Here is an 8,175-nt window from a genome sequence, read left to right as displayed (position 1 = left end):
CGGCTTTGACATTATTGATGTTGGCAGTTTTGTTTCTCCCGCTGCCGTTCCTCAGATGGCAGATACAGCACAAGTAATTGATGGGATTAAGAAAGAAGATTCAACCTCTGAAATCATGGTGTTGGTAGCCAATGAGCAAGGAGCAAAAAAAGCGGTTACCTATGATAAAATTTCATTCCTTTCCTTCCCTTTTTCTGTTTCACCCTCATTTCTAAAGCTCAATATCCGGTCATCTACGGATAAAGCATTTTACACTGCATTAAAAATCAATGAATTAGCTCAAAAGAACAAAAAAAATTTATTTTGCTACCTGACCATGGGATTCGGTAATCCTTATGGAGATAAATGGGATCCTGAAATGAATTTGATCTGGATAGAAAAATTTCGTAATGAGGGTATTGTATATTTCAGCTTGTCCGACATTACCGGAGAAGCCGACCCAATCAGAATAAAATCAGTTTATGATCAGATATTCAGGGAGTTTCCGTTTATCTATGCCGGCATTCATTTACATACCAAACCACAGGATGCTCCTGCAAAAATTGAAGCAGCATGGTATGCCGGAGTACGTCATTTCGATACGGTAATTAACGGTTTGGGCGGATGCCCCATGACAGGCTTTGAATTACTTGAAAACCTGAACACTTTTACCCTTCTTGATTTTGCTCAGAAAAACAATCTGGAATTTTCAGCAGACATTATTAAATTGAATCAAATCGCTGGATTTTCACTTTTTTAAATTCTCATATTGTAAAAGGTAATTTATTTTTTCAATCATTTTTTCATTACTATCTTGCACAATGAAAAAAACTTTCATTATAATCTCCTATGAATAAAGTAGTTAAAAATGCTATTGAAGCAGTGCAGGGAATAAAAGATGGAATGACCATCATGTTAGGTGGTTTTGGTCTATGTGGCATTCCCGAAAATTGCATTGATGCACTGGTAGAAACAGGGGTAAGAAACCTGACCTGTATCTCAAACAATGCCGGTATTGACAATGTAGGCCTTGGCAAATTGCTCAGAAACAAGCAAATAAAGAAAATGATTGCTTCTTATGTGGGCGAAAATAAAGAATTTGAACGTCAGCTTTTGTCAGGCGAACTTGAAGTGGAATTGATTCCTCAGGGTACGCTTGCCGAACGTATTCGTGCAGGTGGAGCTGGCATTCCCGCTTTCTTCGTTCCTGCCGGATATGGAACTGAAGTGCAGGGAGATAAAGAAGTTCGCATTTTCAACGGGAAACCCCATATACTTGAATTGGGAATGCGCGCTGATTTTGCCATCGTCAAAGCATGGAAAGGCGACACGGCTGGTAACCTGATTTATCGCTACACTGCCAATAATTTTAATAACATGATGGCTGCTGCAGGCATGATAACCATTGCCGAAGTTGAAATCCTTGTCCCTGCCGGTGAACTCGACCCCAATCAGATACATACGCCCGGCATCTTCGTCCAACGTATTTTTCAGGGCGTGGATTATAAAAAACAAATTGAATTTATAACGACCATTGATTAACAATTAAAAATACAGGTATGGCGCTCGATAAAAACGGAATAGCAAAAAGAATTGCTCAGGAAATGCGTGACGGTTATTATGTCAATCTGGGCATCGGTATCCCTACTTTAGTGGCTAATTACATCCCCGAAGGCATTAATGTAATCTTACACTCAGAAAACGGACTGCTAGGTATTGGCCCTTTTCCTACAAAAGACAAGGTAGATGCAGATTTGATTAACGCTGGAAAACAAACCGTAACCTATATTCCGGGAGCTTCCTTTTTTGATTCAGCTACCAGCTTCGGAATGATACGGGGTGGACATATAGATCTGACTGTTCTTGGCGCTTTTGAAGTCAGCGAAAAGGGAGATATTGCCAGTTGGAAAATACCAGGGAAACTCGTGAAAGGCATGGGTGGTGCAATGGATCTGGTTGCAGCTGCAAAATACATCATCGTTGCCATGCAACATACTGATAAGGATGGAAATTCAAAACTGCTGAAAGAATGTACTCTCCCGCTGACCGGAGTCAGGTGTGTAAAAAAAATCGTTACAGACCTGGCTGTCATTGATGTGACTGACCGCGGTTTTGAATTGAAAGAAAGAGCTCCCGGTGTAAGTATAGAGGAGATTAAAAAAGCAACGGAAGGCACTCTTATTATTGAGGGTGATATTCCTGAAATGAAGTTGTAATTAATTAAATTTCAAATATTTATGGCAGAATTAAATTATCCGAAAAAAGTTATAATAGGTGATATTACTGTAAGAGATGGTTTTCAGCATGAAGAGAAATTTATATCTACTGAAGCAAAGCTATGGGTACTTGAGCAAAGTATATTGGCTGGCTTTAAACATGTGGAAGTAACCAATCTGGGGAATCCGGTGGGGATGCCTCAGTTTAAGGATGCAGAATTGCTGCTGAAGAAAATTCGGGAAAGTAAAAAAGTGGCTCATCTATTAAATGAAGTTAAACTCACAGCCGTTACCATACGGGAAAAAGCTATCCAAAGAGCCATTGAACTGAGAAAACAAGGAGTCGGCCCCGACAGAATACTTGTCATGGTATCAACAAGTGAATCACATCACAGAAAAAATTCAGGTCTGTCACTTGACGAGTATTGGAAAATGTGTGAAGAATGGATTCCAAAAGCCCGTGAAGCAGGGATGAAAGTAAACGGAACCGTCAGTACCATTTGGGGATGTCCTATTGAAGGCCCTACAAAACTCGAAAAGGCTGTTGAATTCGCTCAAAGATGGCTGGATATCGGAGCTACCGATGTCGAACATGCCGATCATGACGGCTCTGCTTCCCCCGACAGGGTTTACCGCTATTTCTCCATGCTGCTCGACCACTTCGGTGATCCATCAAAACACATAGTTCATTTTCATACCACACGCGGATGGGGGCTTGCCAACGTTTTGGCTGCCTTACAGGCCGGAATGACCAATTATGAATCTACTTTTGGTGGTATAGGCGGACAACCGGCTAACTTTGTTGATGATTGCCCCGTTGCAGGTACAGGAAGCTATTATTATAAAGATCCTTCAGCTGTTGGACTTGTCTCCACTGAAGATATGATCGTTATGATGGACGAAATGGGCATTGATACCGGAGTGAATGTTGACAAAGTCCTTGAAATCGGGAATATGGTGGAAAGAATAGTCGGCAGAAGGCTCCGTTCAGAATCTATTAAAATGGGACGAATCCCCAAATCTCTAACAGGACGGAGTTAAAAAACAGCTTTTTCTCAACTGTGTGAGTTATTTTCGTTTACAAAGGCAAGTATTACGGTGCGTACTTAATAAGAAGTGTTTTTTTCCCCGAATTGAATTTTATCAGGTAAAATCAGGCAATTTTATTTGATTTAACTAAGCGAATAAATGTACCTTTGCATCCGTAAAAAATGGCTCTGTAGCTCAGATGGTAGAGCAACTGACTCTTAATCAGTGGGTCCAGGGTTCGAGCCCCTGCAGGGTCACCATATACTGCATTTTTCATTCTTACTTTTCTGTTGAGGGTTGTCGCTTTAATCAAAATAAATAACTTTTTATGAAAAAGGTTTTTTTTACTTTCATTGTCATGGTCTGTTCACACTCTGCTTTTTCGCAGCATGGAAGGCTATATACAGACAAAATCATTGCAGGAATATACAGAGCTGAATTAATGCCTGAAACCATAAACAGAAGGCCTGTTCACCGCTTTTTAACCGGAGTGAGCTATGCTTTTTCATTTACCCGTTCTTTCGAAATGTTTGCCGGATTTGGTTTTAATTTTCTGCCCATCACTGATTATTGTAAAGAATGTGCAGATGCTTTTTATGGTGTTGGTCAATATAATGAATATGAGGGACAATTTGGAGTAGGCTTCAATGTTAATCGTCATGCCAAATCACCTGTTTATCCTTTCTCTCTTGTTTATGTTTTCTATTCTGCCACCTCTTACAGAGGCGAATTTGACGGTGGTATTTCAGGACAGGGCTATGACTTTTCCAATCAACTGACCAAAATGGGAGGTTTTGTCAAAATTGGCGTTGCATGGGATCTCCCTGAAAGAGGCTATGTTTCAGCGTCTGCCGGTCTGGGAGGCGGTGTTCTCAATCAGAAAGGAACGACTGTCAAATCCGGAAATTACCTTTCCTATGTGCCTTTTGAAGTCAGAACAGGAATATATTTCGGGAAATCACACTTCAGGAAAAAAGGATGTACAAGTATGTAGAAAATCTTTCTGCTAATTGATTATCAAACAATTTCAAAATTCAGTCCATCAAAAAATACCCGTCAGGTACTTTAACTTAATCCGGAATCTTTCAAACAAAAATATGCCCTTATAATGCTTTCTGCTGAACCATCTGAAGTTTGCTCAAATCATATCCCATTTCAATGGCTTTTTGTTTGAGCATTTCGAAAATTTCAGCATCCATCTGCGGCTGACGGCATAATATCCAGAAATAATCGGGAGAGCTGCTGCCTATCATCGCCCATTGATAGTTATCATAATCCAGTGCAAGGATGTTATAATCGGCATAAAAGAATAGAAAAAAAGATACTTTTAACCTGGGGGGTTTTTTCGCACTGACCACATAGGCTTTGCCTTTTGCAGCACTATGTTTTCCATCCAAAGAGCCTTTGTATCCCTGATTCAATACGCGGACTTTTCTGTTTTTCATCAGGGAATAGGTAGCTGTAACTCCTTGTAAATCTTTTTCAAACCTGTGAGGAAACCTGGCAATTTCATACCAAGTCCCAAGGTATTTTTCAAGTTTAAATTCTTCTGTATCCATCTGATTTTCGATTTGCTTCTGCCGACAGCTAAGTGAAATACCTGAAATCAATAATAATATGATTATCAACAATCTATACATAGTTTTACTTATATTCCAGTATTGGCACTTCCCCATCAAGGGCTGCCATCACATTATAGGCAAGGGCTTCCATTTCATCTCCTCCCGGATACACATGAACAGGGGCAAGCTTTTGTACCCGTTGAACAATATATTCTGTAAAATATTTGCTGTTGGCAATACCACCCGTCAGTATGATGGCATCAACCTCGCCCATCAAAACCGGATACATCATGGCAATATATTTGGCCACATTATACGCCATAGCTTCATAAACCAGCCGTGCCTGACGATCTCCGTTTAATGCCCTTTGTTCTATTTCTTTCATATCTTCAGTGCCGAAATGTGCCATCATCCCTCCTTTTCCGGATATTTTTTTCAAAATCTCCATCATGGTATATTTCCCGCTAAAACACATTTTCACCAGATCACCTGCAGGAAGCGTCCCGCTTCTTTTTGGAGAAAATGGTCCTTCCCCGTCAAAACTTTGGGTTACATCTATCACTCTTCCTTTTGAATGTGCACCTACCGAAATGCCCAGCCCAAGATGAGCAACAATCAGATTTATTTCTTCATACTTTTTATTAAATGATTTCGCATATCGTTTGGCAACTGCTTTCTGATTCAGTGCATGAAAAACCGATTTTCTTTCAAAATCAGGATGACCGGTTATCCTGGCAATCTCATCCATTTCATCGACCACCACAGGATCAGAGGTATAAGCCTTTACGCCAAGCATTTTTGCTATCTGATCTGCAATCAATCCTCCCAGATTTACCTGATCGATTCCAAAAGGTGAATCCTTCAGGTCGGACAACATAGCTTCATTAATCTCGTAAACACCAGATCTTAAAGGCTTTATCAATCCACCTCTGCTAACGACAAGATTGATACTTTTAATATCAACATCTCCATCCATTAGCTCTTTAAAAATAATTGACTTCCGGTATGCCAACTGGTCAATTATATTTTCAAACTGATTCAACTCTTCATCAGGATGCATGATTTTGTTTAAAAAAACGAGCTCATGATTATTATACACAGCTATTTTCGTAAATCTTGAGCGTGGATTAATGACTAAAACCTTGTAATTTGACATTTTTATAAATATTTTTCTGCCTGAAATTTATTCCTAATTTCATTAATATTTTTCCCGAAAAACTGACCTGATAACAATAAACCGAATTTCAATGACTTAATCATTACATATTTCTTCTGTATTGACCACCCACCTGAAATAAGGCATTCGTAATCTGGCCTATTGAACAATATTTGGTTACCTCCATCAATTCTTCGAAAATGTTTTTATTGTGCAGGGCAGCTTTTTTCAGATTCTCCAACTGGAAAACTGATTCCTTTTCCCACGTCTTATGAAGTTGATTAATCATAAATATCTGATATTCTTTCTCTTCCTTTGTCGCTCTGATGACTTCTCCGGGAATGACCGTTGGCGATCCTTTTGAAGAAAGAAATGTATTCACACCCATTATTGGTAATTCTCCCGTGTGCTTTAAAGTCTCATAATAAAGTGATTCTTCCTGAATTTTACTTCGTTGATACATACTTTCCATAGCACCTAAAACACCTCCGCGCTCTGTCAGACGATCAAATTCCTTCATTACAGCTTCCTCGACCATATTGGTCAGGTATTCGATTATAAATGATCCCTGATTGGGATTCTGATTTTTTGCCAGCCCAAATTCATGATTGATAATCATTTGTATGGCCAATGCTCTCCTGACAGACTCTTCAGTAGGGGTTGTGATGGCTTCATCATAGGCATTCGTATGCAATGAATTACAATTGTCGTAAATGGCATAAATTGCCTGCAGGGTTGTTCTTATATCATTAAAGTCAATCTCCTGTGCGTGAAGCGATCTTCCTGAGGTTTGAATATGATATTTAAGCTTTTGCGATCTTGAATCTCCCCCATATTTAAGTTTTATCGCCTTTGCCCAGATTAACCTTGCTACCCGTCCGATCACTGAATATTCGGGGTCAATTCCATTGGAAAAGAAAAAGGAAAGATTCGGAGCAAAATCATTGATATTCATTCCTCTCGAAAGATAATATTCAACATAGGTAAAGCCATTTGCGAGGGTAAAAGCCAGTTGGGTAATGGGATTTGCTCCGGCTTCTGCAATATGATAACCAGAAATAGAAACTGAGTAAAAATTCCTAACACAGTTGTTAATAAAATACTCCTGAATATCACCCATCATTTTGAGGGCAAAATCAGTTGAGAAAATGCAGGTATTCTGTGCCTGATCTTCCTTTAAAATATCTGCCTGAACGGTTCCCCTCACAACGGATATGGTTTCTGCTTTTATTTTCACATAAACTTCCCTGGGAAGCACCTGATCTCCTGTAACACCAAGCAACATCAGCCCCAATCCGTCATTTCCTTCGGGAATCTGTCCCTGATAAGCCGGTCTGACAGTCCCTTTTTTCCTGTAAATTTCGTCTATTTTTTTCTGAACTTCTTTTTCGATTCCCTGCTGCCGGATGTAGATTTCGCATTGCTGATCGATGGCAGTATTCATAAAGAAGCCAACCATGGCAGGTGCCGGACCGTTGATGGTCATCGAAACAGATGTTTTGGGATTGGCCAGATTAAATCCGGAATAAAGTTTTTTGGCATCGTCCAAACAGGAAACCGACACCCCTGAATTGCCAATTTTTCCATAAATATCAGGCCTGACATCCGGATCACGGCCATAAAGTGTTACACTGTCGAATGCCGTGGAGAGCCTTTTGGCCGGCATACCTCTCGATACATAATGAAAGCGTTTGTTGGTGCGTTCAGGTCCGCCCTCGCCTGCAAACATACGTGTCGGGTCTTCTTCTTCCCTCTTGAACGGAAAAACACCTGCTGCATAAGGAAATTCACCTGGAATATTTTCACGCAAACTCCATTTTAAAATATCACCCCAGCTTAAATAATTCGGCATGGCAATTTTGGGGATCTGCAGGTGACTTAAAGATTTGGTATGTGTCTTAACTTTAATTTCCTTATCCCTGACTTTATAAACAAATTCAGGTTGACGAAAACAATTTACTTTTTCCTGCCAGTTTTCAAGGATTTTTCTGCATTTGGGATCTAATTCAAGTTCTTTTTCAGCATAAATTTTCTCCAGCTTTTCGGATAACTCTTCATCCTTGTCTTTCTTAGCCAGATCAATGGCATTCCGGATTCCCTGAAGCTGATGAGCTATTTCAGCCTGTTTTTCTGTCCAGTCATTATAATTTCTGATCGTTTCACTGATTTCTGACAAATACCTGGTTCGGTTTGCCGGTATGATGAATATCTTTTCCGACATTTCTTCACTATG

Annotated in this window: 8 protein-coding genes and 1 tRNA gene; 6 read left to right on the top strand and 3 right to left on the bottom strand. The window is 39.8% G+C overall.

From position 1 onward, the window contains the following. From GX437_12705 to GX437_12680, 6 genes are all read left to right on the top strand, one after another. Positions 1-739, top strand: a 739-nt coding sequence (locus GX437_12705) for a hydroxymethylglutaryl-CoA lyase (GenBank protein ID NLJ08515.1), incomplete at its 5' end; no start/stop codon positions are given. Between the two features lie 89 nt (positions 740-828). Beyond that, positions 829-1,521 carry a CoA transferase subunit A gene (locus tag GX437_12700; protein ID NLJ08514.1) on the top strand — a complete coding sequence of 231 codons (693 nt, stop codon included), beginning with the start codon at positions 829-831 and terminating at the stop codon, positions 1,519-1,521. Positions 1,522-1,538: 17 nt separating this feature from the next. Further along, the gene (locus GX437_12695; protein ID NLJ08513.1) at positions 1,539-2,195 is read left to right on the top strand and encodes a CoA transferase subunit B; all 657 of its coding nucleotides are present in this window, start codon (positions 1,539-1,541) and stop codon (positions 2,193-2,195) included. Between the two features lie 21 nt (positions 2,196-2,216). Further along, a complete protein-coding gene (locus GX437_12690; protein ID NLJ08512.1) occupies positions 2,217-3,236 on the top strand; it encodes a pyruvate carboxyltransferase in 1,020 nt (339 codons plus the stop codon). A 172-nt stretch (positions 3,237-3,408) separates the two neighbouring features. Next, positions 3,409-3,484, top strand: a tRNA-Lys gene (locus GX437_12685). A gap of 68 nt (positions 3,485-3,552) precedes the next feature. Further along, positions 3,553-4,218: a hypothetical protein gene (locus tag GX437_12680; protein NLJ08511.1), complete on the top strand. Its 666-nt coding sequence runs from the start codon at positions 3,553-3,555 to the stop codon at positions 4,216-4,218. A gap of 109 nt (positions 4,219-4,327) precedes the next feature. On the opposite strand, the gene GX437_12675 is transcribed toward GX437_12680, so the two are convergent. The 3 genes from GX437_12675 to GX437_12665 form a co-directional block, all read right to left on the bottom strand. Continuing rightward, positions 4,328-4,783: a lipocalin family protein gene (locus tag GX437_12675; GenBank protein NLJ08510.1), complete on the bottom strand. Its 456-nt coding sequence runs from the start codon at positions 4,781-4,783 to the stop codon at positions 4,328-4,330. Positions 4,784-4,868: 85 nt separating this feature from the next. Beyond that, entirely contained in the window at positions 4,869-5,942 is a 1,074-nt protein-coding gene (gene buk / locus GX437_12670) for a butyrate kinase (GenBank protein ID NLJ08509.1), read from the bottom strand. A gap of 103 nt (positions 5,943-6,045) precedes the next feature. Beyond that, a partial coding sequence (locus tag GX437_12665) for a methylmalonyl-CoA mutase (GenBank protein ID NLJ08508.1) occupies positions 6,046-8,175 on the bottom strand: 2,130 nt, incomplete at its 5' end.

It is taken from the genome of Sphingobacteriales bacterium (assembly GCA_012517435.1).
Taxonomy (GTDB): Bacteria; Bacteroidota; Bacteroidia; order CAILMK01; family JAAYUY01; genus JAAYUY01.
The sequence above is the reverse complement of the archived record's forward strand: the minus strand, read 5'-3'. Positions and strand labels throughout refer to the sequence as shown.

What these genes read in the sequence shown, in the direction of transcription:
- GX437_12700 (NLJ08514.1), top strand. Translation starts at nt 829, where the DNA reads ATGAATAAAGTAGTTAAAAATGCTATTGAAGCAGTGCAGGGAATAAAA.
- GX437_12695 (NLJ08513.1), top strand. Translation starts at nt 1,539, where the DNA reads ATGGCGCTCGATAAAAACGGAATAGCAAAAAGAATTGCTCAGGAAATG.
- GX437_12690 (NLJ08512.1), top strand. Translation starts at nt 2,217, where the DNA reads ATGGCAGAATTAAATTATCCGAAAAAAGTTATAATAGGTGATATTACT.
- GX437_12680 (NLJ08511.1), top strand. Translation starts at nt 3,553, where the DNA reads ATGAAAAAGGTTTTTTTTACTTTCATTGTCATGGTCTGTTCACACTCT.
- GX437_12675 (NLJ08510.1), bottom strand. Translation starts at nt 4,783, where the DNA reads ATGGATACAGAAGAATTTAAACTTGAAAAATACCTTGGGACTTGGTAT.
- buk (NLJ08509.1), bottom strand. Translation starts at nt 5,942, where the DNA reads ATGTCAAATTACAAGGTTTTAGTCATTAATCCACGCTCAAGATTTACG.